Origin of the sequence: Candidatus Desulfofervidus auxilii (assembly GCF_001577525.1) — a bacterium.
Lineage (GTDB): Bacteria > Desulfobacterota > Desulfofervidia > Desulfofervidales > Desulfofervidaceae > Desulfofervidus > Desulfofervidus auxilii.
Genome location: NZ_CP013015.1, coordinates 2,051,233 through 2,069,372, shown reverse-complemented (window position 1 = coordinate 2,069,372; position 18,140 = coordinate 2,051,233). Strand labels below are relative to the sequence as shown.

At 36.2% G+C, this 18,140-nt stretch carries 20 protein-coding genes and 1 pseudogene; 12 read left to right on the top strand and 9 right to left on the bottom strand.

Annotated elements, in window-relative coordinates:
- Nucleotides 1–204: pseudogene (locus HS1_RS13455) on the bottom strand (hypothetical protein); the annotation flags it as partial.
- A 478-nt stretch (nt 205–682) separates the two neighbouring features.
- Between HS1_RS13455 and ileS the strand changes: the two are divergent.
- A complete protein-coding gene (gene ileS, locus HS1_RS10320) occupies nt 683–3,502 on the top strand; it encodes an isoleucine--tRNA ligase (RefSeq protein WP_066064964.1) in 2,820 nt (939 codons plus the stop codon).
- 59 nt (nt 3,503–3,561) lie between these two features.
- On the top strand, nt 3,562–3,927 hold the full coding sequence (gene dksA, locus HS1_RS10315) for an RNA polymerase-binding protein DksA (protein WP_066064959.1): 366 nt from the start codon (nt 3,562–3,564) through the stop codon (nt 3,925–3,927).
- Here the strand turns inward: dksA and mltG are convergent.
- The 5 genes from mltG to trxA are packed head-to-tail and all read right to left on the bottom strand — an operon-like array spanning nt 3,924 to nt 7,550.
- The gene (mltG, locus tag HS1_RS10310; protein WP_066064956.1) at nt 3,924–4,913 is read right to left on the bottom strand and encodes an endolytic transglycosylase MltG; all 990 of its coding nucleotides are present in this window, start codon (nt 4,911–4,913) and stop codon (nt 3,924–3,926) included. The two genes, dksA and mltG, sit on opposite strands and share 4 nt — an antisense overlap.
- The gene (ruvX, locus tag HS1_RS10305; protein WP_281178366.1) at nt 4,903–5,313 is read right to left on the bottom strand and encodes a Holliday junction resolvase RuvX; all 411 of its coding nucleotides are present in this window, start codon (nt 5,311–5,313) and stop codon (nt 4,903–4,905) included. Before ruvX ends, mltG begins: the two co-directional genes overlap by 11 nt.
- A gap of 5 nt (nt 5,314–5,318) precedes the next feature.
- A complete protein-coding gene (locus tag HS1_RS10300) occupies nt 5,319–6,473 on the bottom strand; it encodes a YihY family inner membrane protein (protein WP_066064951.1) in 1,155 nt (384 codons plus the stop codon).
- Between the two features lie 3 nt (nt 6,474–6,476).
- Entirely contained in the window at nt 6,477–7,169 is a 693-nt protein-coding gene (locus HS1_RS10295; RefSeq protein ID WP_066064948.1) for an outer membrane protein assembly factor BamD, read from the bottom strand.
- Nucleotides 7,170–7,229: 60 nt separating this feature from the next.
- Entirely contained in the window at nt 7,230–7,550 is a 321-nt protein-coding gene (trxA, locus tag HS1_RS10290; protein WP_066064945.1) for a thioredoxin, read from the bottom strand.
- Between the two features lie 134 nt (nt 7,551–7,684).
- Here trxA and HS1_RS10285 point away from each other — a divergent pair, with 134 nt between their 5' ends.
- The 3 genes from HS1_RS10285 to groL all read left to right on the top strand — a co-directional run bounded on the left by HS1_RS10285 (nt 7,685) and on the right by groL (nt 10,205).
- Complete coding sequence (locus HS1_RS10285; RefSeq protein WP_066064941.1) at nt 7,685–8,122, top strand: hypothetical protein; 438 nt, start codon at nt 7,685–7,687, stop codon at nt 8,120–8,122.
- 130 nt (nt 8,123–8,252) lie between these two features.
- The gene (gene groES / locus HS1_RS10280; protein ID WP_172793682.1) at nt 8,253–8,543 is read left to right on the top strand and encodes a co-chaperone GroES; all 291 of its coding nucleotides are present in this window, start codon (nt 8,253–8,255) and stop codon (nt 8,541–8,543) included.
- 24 nt (nt 8,544–8,567) lie between these two features.
- A complete protein-coding gene (groL, locus tag HS1_RS10275; protein ID WP_066064936.1) occupies nt 8,568–10,205 on the top strand; it encodes a chaperonin GroEL in 1,638 nt (545 codons plus the stop codon).
- A gap of 33 nt (nt 10,206–10,238) precedes the next feature.
- Here groL and HS1_RS10270 read toward each other — a convergent pair whose 3' ends face one another.
- The 3 genes from HS1_RS10270 to HS1_RS10260 are packed head-to-tail and all read right to left on the bottom strand — an operon-like array spanning nt 10,239 to nt 12,996.
- On the bottom strand, nt 10,239–10,823 hold the full coding sequence (locus tag HS1_RS10270) for a YdbL family probable chaperone protein (protein ID WP_066064933.1): 585 nt from the start codon (nt 10,821–10,823) through the stop codon (nt 10,239–10,241).
- Nucleotides 10,824–10,826: 3 nt separating this feature from the next.
- Nucleotides 10,827–12,329, bottom strand: coding sequence for a hypothetical protein (locus tag HS1_RS10265; RefSeq protein WP_066064932.1), 1,503 nt, complete (start codon nt 12,327–12,329; stop codon nt 10,827–10,829).
- Nucleotide 12,330: 1 nt separating this feature from the next.
- Nucleotides 12,331–12,996, bottom strand: a complete 666-nt coding sequence (locus HS1_RS10260) for a DUF1614 domain-containing protein (RefSeq protein WP_066064928.1) — start codon at nt 12,994–12,996, stop codon at nt 12,331–12,333.
- A 148-nt stretch (nt 12,997–13,144) separates the two neighbouring features.
- On the opposite strand from HS1_RS10260, the gene HS1_RS10255 reads away from it, so the two are divergent.
- The 7 genes from HS1_RS10255 to HS1_RS10225 all read left to right on the top strand — a co-directional run bounded on the left by HS1_RS10255 (nt 13,145) and on the right by HS1_RS10225 (nt 18,138).
- On the top strand, nt 13,145–13,906 hold the full coding sequence (locus tag HS1_RS10255; protein ID WP_066064925.1) for an ABC transporter ATP-binding protein: 762 nt from the start codon (nt 13,145–13,147) through the stop codon (nt 13,904–13,906).
- A 5-nt stretch (nt 13,907–13,911) separates the two neighbouring features.
- Nucleotides 13,912–14,649, top strand: a complete 738-nt coding sequence (gene trmD, locus HS1_RS10250) for a tRNA (guanosine(37)-N1)-methyltransferase TrmD (protein ID WP_066064923.1) — start codon at nt 13,912–13,914, stop codon at nt 14,647–14,649.
- Complete coding sequence (locus HS1_RS10245) at nt 14,627–15,229, top strand: RNA methyltransferase (RefSeq protein WP_156469452.1); 603 nt, start codon at nt 14,627–14,629, stop codon at nt 15,227–15,229. The genes trmD and HS1_RS10245 overlap by 23 nt, the downstream gene beginning before the upstream one ends.
- Complete coding sequence (gene rplS / locus HS1_RS10240) at nt 15,207–15,551, top strand: 50S ribosomal protein L19 (RefSeq protein ID WP_066064916.1); 345 nt, start codon at nt 15,207–15,209, stop codon at nt 15,549–15,551. Before HS1_RS10245 ends, rplS begins: the two co-directional genes overlap by 23 nt.
- On the top strand, nt 15,551–16,150 hold the full coding sequence (locus tag HS1_RS10235; RefSeq protein ID WP_066064914.1) for a ribonuclease HII: 600 nt from the start codon (nt 15,551–15,553) through the stop codon (nt 16,148–16,150). Before rplS ends, HS1_RS10235 begins: the two co-directional genes overlap by 1 nt.
- Nucleotides 16,143–16,484, top strand: coding sequence for an MTH938/NDUFAF3 family protein (locus HS1_RS10230; protein WP_172793681.1), 342 nt, complete (start codon nt 16,143–16,145; stop codon nt 16,482–16,484). The genes HS1_RS10235 and HS1_RS10230 overlap by 8 nt, the downstream gene beginning before the upstream one ends.
- 556 nt (nt 16,485–17,040) lie before the next feature.
- Nucleotides 17,041–18,138, top strand: coding sequence for a mechanosensitive ion channel family protein (locus HS1_RS10225; RefSeq protein WP_066064908.1), 1,098 nt, complete (start codon nt 17,041–17,043; stop codon nt 18,136–18,138).
- The last annotated feature ends 2 nt before the right edge of the window (nt 18,139–18,140 follow it).

The window sequence follows — 18,140 nt, the reverse complement described above, 5'->3', positions numbered from 1 at the left end:
TCCGTATCCATTCTTTCCTTCAATTGCAAATGATATTATCCCACCTTCTCTTTTCTCAATCTCTCTAAATTCTCTAACTGCCTTATAAAATTCACTGAATTTGTGTGCTATCTTCTGGTCATACAAAATCTGTTCTTCATCATCCATGATAATTATGTGATGATTATCACTGCCAATATCGATTCCTCCAGATAACCTTTTCACGCCTCACCCTCCTTTATGTTTGATATTTTATGGCTCTGCCAATACCTTTATCCCGTCTATAATAGCCACTTAAAGGCACCTTTCCATTAGACAGGGTATTGGCAGGAGAACATCCGGCAATTCAAACCGAGTCACAATAATTCAACATTATTGACTGACCCCGTTAGCCACAAATGTTCCCCTAGCCATTTATCATTTATATCACATAAAGAAGGCTTCTTAATTTCATTCCCTATTTTTTACTCTCACTTTTAATTATAGACCCCAATTCCACTACAACTGCGAAAGGAGGGGAAAATGACTTTGCAATTTGCACTTTGCAATTTTCATTTTGCAATTGCCGTAAGGCTATCTTGCCCTGCTGTGAGCGGAGGTTCTAAAATTAAAAATAAGAAAATGTCCAAAAAACTTAATCCCATTGACATTTAACCTTACTGTGCTAATTTTTGGGCATTAAAAATCTGAATGAGGTTTTAGAATGGAAGAAAAAACAGATTATAAGTCCACACTGAACTTGCCTCAAACGCCATTTTCTATGAAGGCTAATTTGACAAAGCAGGAACCTAAAATTTTAGAATTCTGGAAGAAAATAGGGCTTTATCAAAAAACAAGTATAGTTACCCAAGATAAGCCACTGTTTATTCTCCATGACGGTCCTCCCTATGCCAATGGACATATTCACATGGGCACTGCTTTAAATAAGGTATTAAAAGATTTCATTGTCAAATCTAGGCTTATGATGGGTTTTAACTGCCCCTATGTTCCAGGTTGGGATTGTCATGGTTTGCCTATTGAACATAAGGTAGATGAAGAGCTAGGAGAAAAAAAGAGGGAGATGAGCCCTTTAGAAATTAGAAAGCAATGTCGGGCATATGCCGAAAAATACATAAATATCCAGCGGGAAGAATTTAAAAGATTGGGAATTTTGGGAAGGTGGGATAAGCCATATCTCACCATGGATTATAAGTATCAGGCCACAATCTTCAGGGAGTTTAGTAAGTTTTTGTTAAGTGGAAATGTGTATAGAAGTAAAAAACCTGTATATTGGTGTCCTCATTGCCAAACAGCCTTGGCTGAGGCAGAAGTAGAATATAAGGATATAAAAAGTCCATCTATATTTGTGAAATTTCCTCTGGTTTCCGATATAAGTGAACCCTACCCTGTGTTAAAAAACAAATCTATTTTTCTGGTCATTTGGACTACCACTCCTTGGACATTGCTAGCCAATTTAGCCATTGCCTTAAATCCTGAAGCCGAATACGCGGCGGTGAAAATAGATAATGGTCAAGTATTTATCATGGCTCAGCGTCTTGTTCCTCTATGTATGGAAGAATTTGGTGTAAAAAATTATGAAATAATAGCTAACATCTCTCCTAAGTTATTGGAAAGGAAGGAGTGCCAACATCCTTTTATAAATCGTAAATCCCTTATTATTCTTGCAGATTATGTTACTTTAGATACAGGCACAGGCTGTGTGCATATTGCTCCTGGTCATGGGCAGGAAGATTATGAGAGTGGTTTAAAATATGGCCTTGAAATATATGCCCCAGTGGACAAGGAGGGATGTTTTACTAAAAATGTCCCCTTTTTTTCAGGGCAATTTGTGCTGGATGCGGATCAGGCAGTTATTGGAAAATTAACGGAAGTAGGGGCGTTAGTCTATCATTCTACCTTTTCACATAGTTACCCACACTGCTGGCGATGCAAAAAACAAGTGATTTTTAGAGCCACAGAGCAATGGTTTATTTCAGTGGATAAAAACAATATCCGCCAAAAGGCATTGGAGGCTATTGATAGTATAAAGTGGATCCCAGCTTGGGGTAAAAACCGTATCCGAGGGATGATAGAAGTAAGACCTGATTGGTGTATCTCGCGACAAAGAGTGTGGGGTGTTCCTATTGCCGTATTTTACTGTGAAAAATGTGGAGGAATTTTAAAAGATAGGTCTGTAATTGAGCATGTAGCCCAGATGATGGAAAAAGAAGGAGCAGATATTTGGTTTAAATACGAAGTTTCCCAAATCCTTCCTGCTGGTATAAAGTGTTCTAATTGTGGCCACAATATTTTTAGAAAAGAAATGGACATTTTAGATGTGTGGTTTGACTCAGGAGTAAGTCATGTAGCCGTATTAGAAGAACACCATTATTGGCCAGAAATGCGTTGGCCTGCTGATTTATATTTAGAAGGAAGTGACCAACACCGGGGTTGGTTTCAGTCATCATTATTAACTGCCATAGGGACTAGAGATAATCCTCCTTATAAGGCCGTTTTAACTCATGGATTTGTAGTAGATGCTGAAGGGAGAAAGATGTCCAAATCTTTAGGAAATGTAATCTATCCCCAGGAAATCATTGCTCAATATGGGGCTGAGATATTGCGCATGTGGGTAGCTGCCTCTGATTATCAAGATGACATTTGCCTTTCGCAGGATATTTTGAAACAATTGACCGAGGCCTATCGGCGCATTAGAAATACCATCCGCTTTCTCTTAGGTAATCTTTACGATTTCCACCCACAGACAGACTTTTTACCTTACCAAAAACGTCTGGAATTAGACAAATGGGTGTTACATCAGTTACAACAGTTGATCAATCGCCTCAGACAGGCCTATGAAAATTACCAATTTCACCTGATTTATCATGGACTTCATAATTTTTGTGTAAATGATTTAAGTGCCTTCTATTTAGATGTTCTTAAAGACAGACTTTATACCTCTTTGTCTGATAGTTTAGAAAGGCGCTCTGCTCAAAGCACCCTTTGGGAAATATTACAGGTAATAACCCGCTTGATGGCTCCGGTCCTGAGTTTTACTGCTGAGGAAGTGTGGAAATTTATACCTCAAACAAAGGGGCATAAAGAAAGTGTATTTCTCACTACCTTTCCAAAAGTTAGGGCAGAATATCAAGACGAAAAATTAGCAGAACGCTGGGGGAAATTATTGAGTGTCCGCAAAGAAGTAACAAAGGCTTTAGAACGTGCTAGAAGGGAGAGGGAAATTGGCCATTCTTTGGATGCCGAAGTAAAGATTTTAGCCCCCCCTGCTTTAACACCGGTGTTAGAAAGCTATTTAAAAGATTTGCCTGAAATATTCATCGTTTCTCATGTAGAACTGGCAGAAAAACTCTCTGAAATCAATTTTGAAAGCGAAACTATTCCAGGCTTAAAAATAATGGTAAAGGCCTATAATTATTCCAAATGTGAACGATGTTGGCGAAGACAACCCAGTGTGGGAAAAGATGAAATTTATCCTACCATATGTGACCGTTGTGTAAAAGTAATGCAGTCCTTAACCAATTGACAAAATAATCAAAACAGTGTAAAGGCACATCCAAACACTTTATATGGGGAAATAAAGATATGGATCCTAAAAAGATAGAGTTTTTCAGAAAGCTCTTAATTAAACAAAAAGAAGAGCTATTAAAGCAGGCGCGCCAAACTTTGAGTAGCTTAACTCAAGAGGGTGCTGAAATTCCGGCAGATTTAGCTGATAGGGCCAGCTTAGAAACAAATAGAGAATTTCTTTTAAGGATTAGAGATAGAGAAAGAAAACTCATTGCCAAAATAGACCAAACACTGAAAAAGATAGAAAATGGCACTTATGGGATTTGTGAGCAATGTGGTCAGGAAATCGAAGAGGAACGTTTAAAGGCCCGACCAGTTGCTTCTTTTTGTATCAAGTGCAAGAGAAAATTAGAAACTATGGAAAAATTGCAGAGGCGTTAATGCCTTTTTCTTTGATATTTTAATACTGCTCTAATGTGTTCCTTTAAATTTTTTGAGAAATAGTGAGTGCCATTACCACGGGAAACGAAATATAAATAAGGGGTATTAGGGGCTTCTACCACAGCCTTAATGCTTTCCTCACCAGGACTACATATAGGAGTAGGTGGAAGGCCTTTGATTACATAAGTATTGTAAGGAGAAACATACTTCAAGTCTTTCTTAGTTAAATTACCATTAAAATGGGGTAAGGCATAAATAACAGTGGGGTCTGCCTGAAGAGGCATTTTTCGTCTTAATCTATTTAAAAAAACAGAGGCAATTAATGGCTTTTCTGTTCTAACTGCGGTCTCCTTTTCTATAATAGAAGCCAAGGTAACAATTTCATGTCGAGAAAATCCCATTTTTTTTGCTTTATCAGAATATTTTTGGTAGATGTGGTTAAACTTAGTGAACATTATTTTAATAATAATTTCTTCGGCTAGTCCTTTTGGCAAAAAATATGTGGCAGGAAATAAATAGCCTTCTAAACTAGGGGCATCAATACCTAAAGAATGAGTAAAATGCTGGTTATAAGCTAATCTAAGAAATTTAGTTTCATTTATAAGGTCATATTGGGCAAGAATTTTGGCAATTTCTTTAACAGTCGCTCCCTCTGGAATGATTACTTTGTAACGAATAATGCCCTTTCCTGTAGAAAATTTTTTAAATAGTCCAATGGGGGTGAGGTCGGGAGTAATGAGGTACTCTCCAGGCTTTATTTTCCCAGCTAAACCATAAATCCTTCCCCAAATTTGCAAAAGGAGAGGTAAAGTAACAATCTTTTCTTTCTCAAGTTCTATAATGAGCCTTTTAAAACTCCATCCTGGTTGAACAAAGATTATTTGACTGGTATTTAAAGGAGTAGTAAGGTAAGCCCAACAAACAAAGAGAAAATTGCAACTGATTAAAAGGAAAAAAAGCAAAATCAAAAAATATTTATTTCTCATGTATTGCCTTTAGAAAGCTTTCTAGAATTAAGGCAGCTGCTAACTTATCTACCACTTTTTTTCGGTGTCTCCGACTTAAATCCGCCTTGAGTAGCACAGTTTCAGCCTCAGTGGTAGTAAAGCTCTCATCCCAAAAAATTAGGGGAACATCTATAATTGCTTTTAACTTTTCTGCAAAAGCCATCACTTTTTTGCCCATTGTTCCTATCTTCCCTTGGGCATCATAAGGCATTCCCACAACGATTTTTTTTACTTTTTGCTGTTTAATAATTTTTTTTATTTCTTGTAATGCTTGGGCATCGTTTTTTCTTTTAATAACAGTAAGGGGTTGAGCAATTAAACCTAATTCATCTGTTATGGCTAAGCCAATTCTTTCAGTGCCTATATCTAATGCTAAAATCCTTTTTATTTTACCAAATCTCCTAAAGTAATTTCACCCCATGTTTTATCAAGGCATCTTTCTAAGGGTGCCCAGAGTTCTTCCATGGTTTTCATAAGTGTATCATCAAGTTTAGCAAATTGCTGGTTAACATTTAGCACCATCAAAAGGGGAAGTTTTTCCAGAGGGGTATTGGGAACCCAAGTTCCTTCCTCAGTTAGAGTAAGCCACTCTCTTTCTCTAAATACCCGCATGAAGAGATTTATTGTTTCTAAAGGTAGACCCAGGGTATAAGCTAAATCCTCTGTTGTTAAACGGTTTGTATTTCTTTGAAAGTTTCTTAAAACTTCTAATAAGAGCAAAACAGGCCATAGAGGATTATATTCAGCTATATCCTTCTTTAAAGGCACTTTGGGATAATCACAGATAAAGGTAATTTCAGCTCCAAGGAGAACAATTACCCAGCTCCAGTATATCCAGACAAGAGATATAGGAATTGCCGCTAATGTTCCATATATTTTATCAAAACTGGCGTAATAAGTAATGTAATATTTAAAGCCCCATTTACAGGTTTCAAAAAAGATACTACCCATAACACTTCCAACAAGAGCAGCCCTAAAACTCACTTTGGCATAAGGAAAAAGCCGGTAAAGAAAAAACAAACCAAAACTACTTAACAGAAAAGAAACAAGGATAGGAGAAAAAGAAAGATACTCAATTTTAGCAATAAATCCTAAAGATATACCAAATAGTAGAGGAGTGAGGGTAAGTATAGCCCAGAAAGTAACAAACTTATTAAAAAAACTACGTCTTTTCTGACTTTGCCAAATGTGGTTAAAAATGGCTTCAACCATACCTAAAAGGGCTAAAGAAATGATAAGTAAGGCAATAATACTAATGATACTTAAGGTGGCAGTATTTTTAATAAATTTTTCTATATTACTTTCAATAATAGGAACCAAACTAGATTCAGGTAAGAAATACTTCAGCAAAAAGGTCCGGATGTCAGTTTCAGAAAGCTCAAAACGTCCCAGAATAGAAAAGGAAATAGTAGCTACTGGCACTAAAGAAAGAATAGTAGCATAAGTTAAAGCGGCTGCATAAGCCAGACAATGGTCTGCCCAAAACTTTAACAGGATTTTATGAACATTTTTAAAAGTGAAGGGTAAAATTCTATCCATTGCTCAAAAAGAGGGTTGAGCCAGGTATTCTTTTTTCTTTAATTTAGATTTACACCGCTCCAAATATGCTTGAGCTTTACGAGAAATAGGAAGTTCACAATAATTTTCTATCAAATTCCGGAAACGTAAAAGGGCAGATTTATATCTTCCTGTTCTATAATAAAAACGCCCTACATAAAATTCATGGGCAGCTAGTTTCTCTCGGCATATCTTGATTTTGGTTAAGGCCCTTTTTGCATATCTAGATGTGGGATGTTCTTTTATCAACCGTTTAAACATTTCTAAAGCGTTTTTGGTAGGAGTTTGGTCTCGGTCAATAGAAGGAATTTGATGAAAATAACACATACCTGCTTGATAAAGGGCATAAGGTGCTTGTTCGTGTTTGGGATGAAGCTTAATAAACTGTTGGTAGGAGAGGAAGGCATTCTCGTAGTCATGTTTGTAATAGAACGCATCTGCCAATTTTAATTGAGCTACTAAAGCTTCAGGGCTGAAAGGATAGGTATCTTTAACATACTGAAATATCTCTATTGCTTTGTCAAAATTGGTATTTTTAAAAGATTCCATCCCCTCTTGCATAAGAGAGTTTAAGGACTTTTTTTCTAAAGGCACTGTTGGAGGAGAAGAAAAAATACCACATCCATTCAAAATTAAAAGAAGTGCCAAAAAAAGTATTTGTTTTTTTAAACTATTCATGCAATCTCACTTTTTTAGTAAATTGTATAAATCTTCTAGTTTTATGCAAATTTTCTAATTTTAAAGTATTTGTTTAATCACTTCTTCAATAGTGGTTTTAGGCACTACTCCTGTAATTTGTTCATATACTTTTCCTTCTTTAAAGAAGAATAAAGTGGGAATAGCCCTAATACCAAGACGACCAGGAATAACAGGACTTTCATCTACATTAAACCTGTATATTTTAACCTTTCCTTCATATTTTTCAGCTAATTCTTCAATAATAGGTTCTATGGCTCGACAAGGACCACACCATGGTGCCCAAAAATCCACCACCACAGGCAATGATTCACTTAAAACTTTTTTCTCAAAATCACTATCTGTTAACTCTACTGCCGCCATTGCTCACCCCCACTTAATAAATTTGCTTGTTTTAAACACGGCTTTTGTTTTTTGTCAACTTGGGATTTACTTTTAAGATAATAAGGGATAAACCCATTGTGACTTTAACCTGAATTTTATATAATAAATAAAAAATGATATGGTTTGATTTTTCATATAAATTTCCAGAAATTATGAAAGAAAAAGGATGGGCATTATATGGTTATGAAAATTGGTTCTTTTCTTTGAAACGGAGGGAAGCAGTTTCTAAAATAAGGTTTATGGAAACCAGAAAAAGATATCTTATCCTTCCTTATACTAAATCTGATTCATTAACAAAAGTTCTTTCTTTGGTAAAGGAGATAGCAGAACCTCCATGTTACTATCAACCAAAAACTTCTATCATTTATCCCATAGATTCTCTAAAAGTTGTTTCATCTGGTATAATGCAGATTTTTATTGACTCTAGATTATTCCTCCTATTTAATCCTAATTGGAAGGGTGCACTTCCTTTAGTAACTTTGCCATTTTTTATGTTAAACGAAAAGGAAATCAAAGAAAGATTTAATTGCTATGAAAAGCGGCTTAGCTAATTGAAGAATACAATCAGAATGCCCAAAATTTTAGTCACTTGGATTTCCCCTTGCATTTTTTTAAAAAATGTTTATATATAACTAGCACTCATCTTTGTTGAGTGCTAATAACTGAAAGGAGGTTGGAGTGATGAAGATTAGACCATTGCATGATCGTGTTCTTGTCAAAAGGATTGAAGAAGAAGCTAAAACCAAAGGCGGAATTATTATTCCTGATACCGCCAAAGAAAAACCTATTAAGGGTGAAGTGATTGCTGTAGGAGAAGGCAGGGTCTTGGATAATGGACAAAAGGTTCCTATGTCTGTGAAAGCTGGAGATAAAATAATTTTTAGTAAGTATGCAGGGACAGAAATAAAGATTGGAGATGTAGAACATCTCATTATGAGAGAAGATGATATTTTAGGCGTGATTGAAGAATAATAAAAATATATAAAGGAGGGAGCTATGGCAGCTAAAGAAATTAAATACAGCGTTCATGCGAGAGAGGCCATTATTAAGGGTGTTGATACCCTAACTAATGCTGTAAAGGTAACTTTAGGACCTAAAGGAAGGAATGTCATTTTGGAGAAGACCTTCGGTGCACCTCAAATCACTAAAGATGGAGTTACAGTGGCTAAAGAAATTGAGTTAAAAGACAAGTTTGAAAACATGGGTGCCCAGATGGTAAAGGAAGTAGCCAGTAAGACCAGTGATGTTGCAGGCGATGGCACCACTACAGCTACCATTATCGCTCAAGCAATATTTAAAGAAGGAGCCAAGATGGTAGCTGCGGGAAGCAACCCTATGATATTGAAAAGAGGTATTGATAAGGCAGTAGAAACGGTAGTGGAAGAAATGAAAAAAATGAGTAAGCCTTGTCATGAAAAGAAAGAAATTGCCCAAGTAGGCACTATTTCTGCTAATAACGATAGCAGTGTAGGAGATATTATTGCTGAGGCCATGGAAAAAGTAGGTAAAGAGGGTGTAATCACAGTAGAAGAGGCCAAAGGTATTGAGACTACTTTAGAGGTAGTAGAGGGTATGCAATTTGACCGTGGTTATATTTCTCCTTATTTCGTGACTGATGCAGAGAAAATGGAGACGCATCTTGAGGACCCTTACATCCTGATTCATGAAAAGAAAATCAGTAATATGAAAGATTTGGTGCCATTATTGGAATCAGTGGCTAGGTCTGGCAAACCTTTGTTAATTATTGCTGAGGATGTAGAAGGGGAAGCATTGGCCACCTTGGTTATTAATAAATTAAGAGGGACCCTCCATTGTGCAGCGGTCAAGGCTCCTGGCTTTGGAGAGAGAAGAAAGGCCATGCTTCAAGATATTGCTATCCTAACTGGTGGTCAAATGGTTTCTGAGGAGTTAGGGATTAAGCTGGAAAGCGTTACTTTGAATGATTTGGGTAGAGCCAGAAAAGTAGTCATTGATAAAGATAATACTACTATCATTGATGGTGCGGGCAGGAAAGAAGACATTGAGGCCCGAATCAAGCAGATTAGAGTTCAAATAGAAGAAACTACTTCTGATTATGACAGAGAAAAACTTCAGGAAAGATTAGCCAAACTGGTTGGAGGTGTGGCTGTAATTAGAGTGGGAGCAGCTACTGAAGTAGAAATGAAAGAGAAAAAAGCCAGGGTAGAAGATGCCCTTAATGCTACTAAAGCAGCAGTAGAAGAAGGGATTGTTCCTGGTGGTGGAGTAACGCTGATCCGGACTTTACCTGTATTGCAGAAACTGGAGGATGAAACTAAAGATTTAGATGAAAAAGCAGGCATAAAAATTGTGATGCGGGCTATTGAAGAACCGCTGCGCCAAATTGCCAATAATGCAGGTTATGAAGGTTCGGTTATTGTAGAAAAAGTAAAAGCAGGGAAGGATGATTATGGCTTTAATGCTGCCACGGGACAATTTGAGAACTTGATGTCAAGTGGTATTATTGACCCTACAAAGGTGACTAGAACTGCTTTACAGAATGCTGCTAGCATTGCCGGATTGTTGCTTACCACCGAAGCCATGGTAGCGGAAAAACCAGAAGAAAAGAAAGAGGCTGCTCCAGGTATGCCTCCTGGTGGTATGCCTGAATATTAATAAGGTTAAAAGCCCCGCATAAGCGGGGCTTTTTTATTTTCTTACCCACTTTCCATCTTCTGTCTGTATCCAGGTGCCAGAAGGAGCAGTTTTTTGCCACTGTTTAGCAAAAATCTTCTGGACCTTTCCTAGTTGACTAGGGTCAATACCCATATTTTTGGCTACTTCTTGATAAAGATTGGTTCTGTCTTTGTTTTCCGCTTCTACCAGCTGTTTCACTTTGGCCCTTTTTGCTAATGACACCCCTTGCCAGGATTTTATTTCTAAAAGACCCCTATTGTTTTCTCCTATAATCCCTTTTTGAAAATAAGGAATGAGTTTGGGAAATCGCTTTTTGATAGCTGTTTTTAAGGCTCGAATAGAGGCAGTAGAGACTTCCAGTACACCTTCTTGAGCATAAGCACAATTTACAAATTGCCATTTATGTAACTCAGATTCAGGAGGAGACTTTTCTTCTTTTTTAAGCTTTTGTTCCTTTTTAGGGCTTTGTTGGCGTACTTCCTTTACAATTTCTTCTGCTGCTTTCTCAACTTTGGCGGCAGGGAAATAGATATTTACCGTTACACAAGCCATAAAAAAAATTGTAAAAAATAAAATACTCCCAAACTTCACTTTCATTTTTTACCTCCTGCTAATTTTTTTGAACCTTTCTAACATATCCTTAAAAGCTACCACTTGCCCAGGGGAACGATTGACTACATTTATACCAAATAACCCTCTTTTAACAAGATACTCTATACCATTTTGCTTCATCAATCCATGAATGGCAAACTGGTCATTTTTTAAGGTGCACTTTATACCAATCTTTCTATAAGGAAATTTTTTGGGTAAAAACCAGCTTACACTGATAGGAGCCCCCTGCGCTAGAATAGAAATATTATTGATAGCAGTCAAGGTGATCATTTGTTTTTTATTTTTCTTTTTCACACTTTCTATCAGTAAATCAAAGGCCTCTGGCTGCCCATTAACTATTACCAGGTTTTTAATATACCCCTTGACTACACCGCTCATTTCCCCAAAGGCGGAATACTCAGATACTTGAGCTAAATCAATGTCCTCAAAAAGGATATCAGCTTTGATTTTGGGAAAAGGAGAAGAAAGATTATAAATCTCCAAATTTTTTATGATTACCTTACCATCCCATATATAAATAGCTATTTCACCTTCGGCTTTAAAAATATTGGGTGTTAATGTAAAGTTGAATTTATCAGCGTGTATATGGAAAGAAAAAGAGGAATTTTTAAAATTTAAACCTTCTAGGGAAAGGTTCCCTTTTAACAAAAATGGCAAGAAGTTAACTTTTAAGGCGTGGATAAAGATATGACCTTTACTCAGGCTAATATGGACAGGTTGCATTAAAATAAGCAGATTTTTTTTGGCTAATAGAGGTAAATTAACATTTTCCACTTCTTGTTGGAGAAATAAAATCTTGTTTATTTTCAAAAATCCCTGTTTTTCCCCTGAGACATTATAAAATAAAGGAAGAGAAACAATGGTGTCTTTTAACTTTAAATGGGGTAAGGTAATATTTCCTGTAAAACAACTTTGAATTTGACCACCTAAAGGTGAAAAACAAAAGTCATCTGCCTCTAGGTGCATCTTTCCTTCTACATCTATTTTATCAATTACAGGATAAATGGTATTTAATGGTTGTTTTATAAATATAGAAAAGGCTTGAGCTGCATCTTTAATGTCTAAAATTATTTTTTTAAAATGAACTGATGGTGGCTCTAAATTTGTTTTTCCTTGAATAAGGAGATTGAGATACGAGGCAAAATCTATATATCCGTTTTTTAAAATAAAGGTATTATTGGTCAGTGTTCCCTGTATTTGAAAGCTAATGGGTGTTTTTTGCCAATCAAAAAACCATTTATCAAATAAAAATTGTCCTGTTTGAACGGATAACTGGAGATTTATGTTTAAATTTTTTCTTTTTTTTAATTCAAGATTAAATTGGCCTCCTAATTTTTCCCCTCCCCAGTTTCCATCAGGGCTAAAATAGGAAATACCATTAAATTTTTGGGTTAGATGTAATTCTGATAGGGTTTTATAAAATGGTGTCTGCAAAAATTGAAAAATAATAAAAGGAAAAACTATTCCTAGAAAATATGATTTGTGATGCATATTAAGCCAATAATACAGCTAAGATACCAGTAAAAAAAATGCCGTCAAATGTTCCTGCTCCTCCAATAGAAGCTACTGGTGCCCCTAAGGCCTCAATCTTTTTTAAATTCATTAAGTCAGCTCCAATAAGGGTACCTAAGGTGCCGGCAATATAAGCCAAAGCAGGCGCATGGTTTGGGGCAAGGATAATGGCGATTAAGGCAGAAATGATTGGAGGGATAAATAAAGGCAAGGTTATTCCTAGCCCAGGAACAGGCTGAGCAAAACGATGGGTTACCATACTGACAACAGTTACTGCTATGATAGTTTGAAAAATATGACCAAACTGGCCTATGAGATATAGAGAGATTAACACAGGAATAATTGCCCCACCTACATTGATAGCAATAATAGTATAATTTGGTTGATAGCAAGGTATTTTTACTCTAAATCCCCAATATGTTATTACTTCTTTTATGACTAGTTGATTGTTAGGTATTTTTTTTACAGGAATATTAATAAAACTCCCTAATAGAGATAAGAGTAAAAGCGACATCATGTAATCAGCCGAAATGCCAATTTTACTGAAGGCATAGCCTATTAAACCTAAATGAAGAAAGCCAAACAGAAAAACCCAGATAAAGAAGAAAAGAAAGATAAATAAAAGTAACAGGGGCGGAAAAAACATAGTTAAAATCTACTTTAAAATAAACCTTTTGGCAAGGTTAAATTGGTACCCAAAATCCGCGTTTGCTTTTTGGATGATATCTCATTGGAGAGATAAAAATTAAAAATTATCTTGTCAAAGGGGTCAAAATCTAGTATTTTTGATATTAATGATAAAAATTGAGAATTTATATAAGAAATTTGGCAAATTAGAAGTATTAAGAGGTGTCAATCTCACTATTAATAAAGGAGAGATTACCGCCATTATTGGTAAAAGCGGCAGTGGGAAAACGGTTTTGATAAAACATGTGGTAGGTTTGCTTAAGCCTGATAAAGGCCACATTTTTATCGATGGGATAGATATTACTAAGGTAGATGAAAAACTACTCAAAAAAATCCGTCGTAAATTTGGTTTTCTTTTTCAAGAATCAGCTCTTTTTGATTCTTTAACCGTAGAAGAAAATGTAGCCTTTCCTTTAAGAGAACACTTAAAGTTGTCTGAAAAAAAGCTAAGAGAAATCGTCAGACAAAAACTAGAATTAGTGGGGTTATCTGAATTTGGAAACAAAATGCCCAATGAGCTTTCTGGTGGTATGAAAAAACGCGTGGGTCTAGCTAGGGCCATTGCCTTAGAGCCTGAAATCTTGGTCTATGATGAACCTACTACCGGTCTTGACCCTATTACTACTGCCTCTATCTATGAGTTAATCTTAAATATGGAAAAAAGACTTGGTGTTACCAGTATTATTGTTACTCATGATGTGCCTAATATTTTTGCCATAGCTGATAAAATAGCTGTTCTTAGCTCAGGGAAAATTATTGCCTGTGACACCCCAGAAAATATTGTGAAGATGGAATTACCAGAACTTCAAGAGTTTATTACGGTTCAGATGAAAAAATTCCAATCTAAAACTGCTAGTTTATTTCAGTAATTTCTATGCGTTTTACAGTGCTTACTTTATTCCCTGATTTCTTTTCCTCTCCTTTAAAGACAAGCATTTTAGGAAAGGCTATTAAGCATCAGAGAATCAAAGTAGAGGTAATTAACATTAGAAATTTTGCTACAGGAAAACACAAGATGACTGATGATACTCCTTATGGAGGTGGAAGGGGCATGGTAATGAAGCCAGAACCTATTATAAGGGCCATTAAAAGTATAAAAGAAGATAACTCAGAGGCTTGGGTCACTCTCCTTTCTCCCCAAGGTAGGTTGTTTAATCAGATTTTAGCTGGTGAACTTAGCCAAAAGACACATCTGGTGCTTATTTGTGGTCATTATGAGGATGTAGATCAGCGAGTGAGATATTTTATTGATGATGAGATCTCTTTAGGAGACTTTATTCTTACTGGTGGTGAACCAGCAGCCCTATGTATTATAGATGCTGTGGCTAGACTACTACCTGGGGTAATAGGGAAGCCACAATCACTAGAAGAAGAGTCTTTTAGGGAAGGTCTTTTAGAATATCCCCAATATACCAGACCTGCAGAATACGCAGGACATAAAGTGCCTGAAATTTTGCTTTCAGGACATCATAAAAACATTACGGAGTGGCGGAGACGACAAATGCTCCTTCGCACCTTGCTTTTGCGGCCCGATTTGCTACCTAAAGCCCATTTGACTGAGGAAGACAAAGAATTTTTAAAAAGAGTTTGTGAGCAAATATTTCATGAATAACTATCACATATATATTGGCTTAGTTCATTATCCTGTTTACAACAAACATAAAGAAGTAGTCATTTCCGCGGTAGCCACAATAAATCTTCATGATATTGCCAGGTTGGCTAAGACTTATGAATTGGGAGGTTATTTCATTATTAACCCTTTAGAAGACCAACATGCCCTTGTCCAGAGATTTTTGGCCCATTGGTTAAAGGGGTATGGAGGAAAATACAACCCTAGGCGAAAACCACCTTTATATCTTATTCATTGTGTATATGGCCTAGAAGATGCAATTTCCTTTATAAGAGATAAATGGAACAAAACACCCCAAACAATAGCTACTTCTGCCTGTTATGATAATTATAATTTAGACTATGCTCAAGCTAGGCTACTTCTTAGAGAAAAAAAATCTCCATTTCTTATCCTCTTTGGCACAGCCTGGGGATTGACTGAGGACTTGATTTCTCAATCAAATTATGTTTTAAAACCCATCTATGGCATGGGCAGCTATAATCATCTTTCGGTGAGAACTGCCGCGGCTATTATTTTAGACAGGCTTTTAGGAGGAGAAAATGGATGTCATCCAGATGATTGAAAAAGAGCACATGCGTCTTGATTTGCCACCTATTGAACCAGGAAATACAGTTAAGGTTTATCAACGTATTACAGAAGAAGGGAAACAACGTATTCAGGTATTTAAAGGAGTAGTAATTAGAAAAAGGGGTTCTGGCACAGGCACCACCTTTACGGTAAGAAAGGTTTCCTATGGAGTAGGCGTAGAGAAAACCTTCCCCCTGTTTTCTCCCACTATAGAAAAAATAGAAGTTACCTTTCGGGGAAAAGTAAGAAGGGCCAAACTTTATTATTTGCGTGAATTAAAGGGAAAAGCAACTCGTTTGGAGGAGAAAGGACTGTGATGTTTCCTACCTTAGAACATGAAGAGATTTTGTGGCAAAATGGTTATAATTATTTGGCAGGGGTAGATGAGGCAGGACGAGGTTGTCTCGCCGGTCCAGTAGTGGCAGCAACTGTCATTTTACCACCTCGAGTGAAATTGAATGGTGTAAATGATTCCAAAAAGTTATCCCCTCAAGCTAGAGAAAAATGCTTAATAGAAATTTTTAAAAAGGCAGTGGCTATCAGTATTGGAATTTGCATGCCTGAAGAGATAGATAGTCTTAATATCCTTCAAGCATCTTTAGAGGCCATGCGGCGTGCTATTCTTAGTTTAAAAACCCGTCCTGATTATTTACTTATTGATGGTTTATATAAAGTTAATGTCTCTTTGCCCCAAATTTGTCTAAAACATGGAGATAGCCAAAGTATCTCTATTGCTGCTGCCTCCATTGTGGCCAAAGTGTATCGGGATCAGGTTATGATTGCCTATCATGACCTATTCCCCCAATATAATTTAAAGAAAAATAAGGGTTATCCTACAGCGGAACATAAACAGGCCATAAAAAACTATGGGCTTTGTTATCTTCATAGAAGGAGTTTCAGGCCTTGTGGTGATTAAAGAATTTCGTTTTGGCCATATAGTGATCAATGGGAAAACTTATTCCCAAGATGTAGTCATAGCCAAAAATAAAGTTTGTCCTTTCTGGTGGCGAAAAGAAAGGTATAAAATAGACTGGAGAGATTTATCGTGCTTTTTAAAGAAAGATGTAGAAATACTAATTATTGGAACCGGGACGTGTGGCTTATTGAAGCCTACCCCAGTTTTACAAGAGAAATTAAAGGAAAGGGGTATTAAGATAATAACTTTACCCACTAAAGAAGCGGTAAAAATTTTTAACCAAGAATACTATGCTGGAAAGGCTGTTTTAGGAGCTTTTCATCTAACTTACTAAACCTATTCTTTCCTGGCTTCGCATTTTTTCTTAGAGACAGGATTCTGCTTAAGCTTCCATCTTAATAAGCAGCATCAAACTGTTTATATAGGACTATGTTAAAGTCAGGCCATAAGTAATTTAACAAAAAGGACAAACGTTTAAATATGGTCTAAAAAATCCAAATTTCAAAATCCAAATGCCAAATGAAATCCAAATGTCTAAATGCCAAAACATTAAATCAGTGAGTAGTGAAATAGTGAGGGAATGAAATAGCCAAATGTAGTGGAATTGAGGTCAAACCTACAAGATACAGTTAAGAAAATAGAAAACAGAAAATAGAAATTCCCAATTCCCAGTTCCTAATTCCCAATTCTAACGTGCAAACGTGCTAACGTTCCAATTTGACAGAAGGCGATTTTGCATTTTTCAATTTGCATTCTGCATTGAGCCATCCTGCCTGTCGGCAGACAGGTGTGCTTATCATTTGGATCTCCGTTAAAATTACTTTGACGAAGTTCTAACTGTTTATATAGATAATATTGTTTTTTTTCTTAAATTATCTATAATCTCAAATGTGAAAAAAGCTATATTGGTTATATGTTTTGCTATTTTAGTAATATTATCTCCCTTTTCTCCCACTTTGGCCAATTTAACTAATCAAGAAAATAACCATATAGCTATATTTGAAATAAGTATTCTACCTGATTTAATAAAGATAAAATCTAATTTGCAAGAAAAAATCTATGTTTGGTTTCGAGACCAAGGTATTACAACAGGGAGTAAAATAAAGAACATCATTTATTCTCCTATTATCACCATAGGCAAAACTCCATTTTCTTTGGCCACTTTAATAAAATTTCTGATTACCTTAGTGATTGGCCTTTATGTTTTAAAATGGGTGAAACGGCGGTTTGAGCAAATACTTTCAAATAGAAGCCCTGAACTTTATTCCCGTTTTATCTCTCTTATCACGCTGGGTTATTATTTAGGGATATTTATTGTGTTCATTATTGCCCTTTCTGTAATAGGAGTTGATATCAGTCAAATCACCATTATCCTTGGAGCATTGGGTGTGGGAATAGGATTTGGCTTACAGACCATTGCCAATAATTTTATAAGTGGCATTATTCTCCTCTCCGAACGAGCCATAAAAGTGGGTGATATTGTGGAAGTGGGAGGAAACCTTACAGGAGAAATCAAAAGGATTAACATGCGTTCTACGGTAATCAGGACATATGATGGCTTAGATGTAATTGTCCCTAATGCTGAGTTTATCTCTAATCGGGTGACTACTTGGACCTATGATGATGACTGGCGGAGATTGCATATTCCCTTTGGGGTAGCTTATGGCAGTGACCCTCAACAGGTGGCTAAAGTGGCCTATGAAGTGGCTCAAGAAACCCCTCTTACCTCAGAAGACAAACAACATAAAACCAAGGTGTTATTTACTGGCTTTGGAGATAGTTCTCTTGATTTCAGTCTAATTGTATGGTGTCGTATGCACAGATTAAGAAAATCTACTAAGGAACTCATAAGTGATTACTACTTTAATTTATATCAAAAACTTTCTGAGGCAGGGATTGAAATTCCATTTCCCCAAAGAGATATTCACATTCGCAGCCTTTCTGACCAAATTCAGAAAAAATTAAAGGAGTCTTTTAAACCAAAATAGAC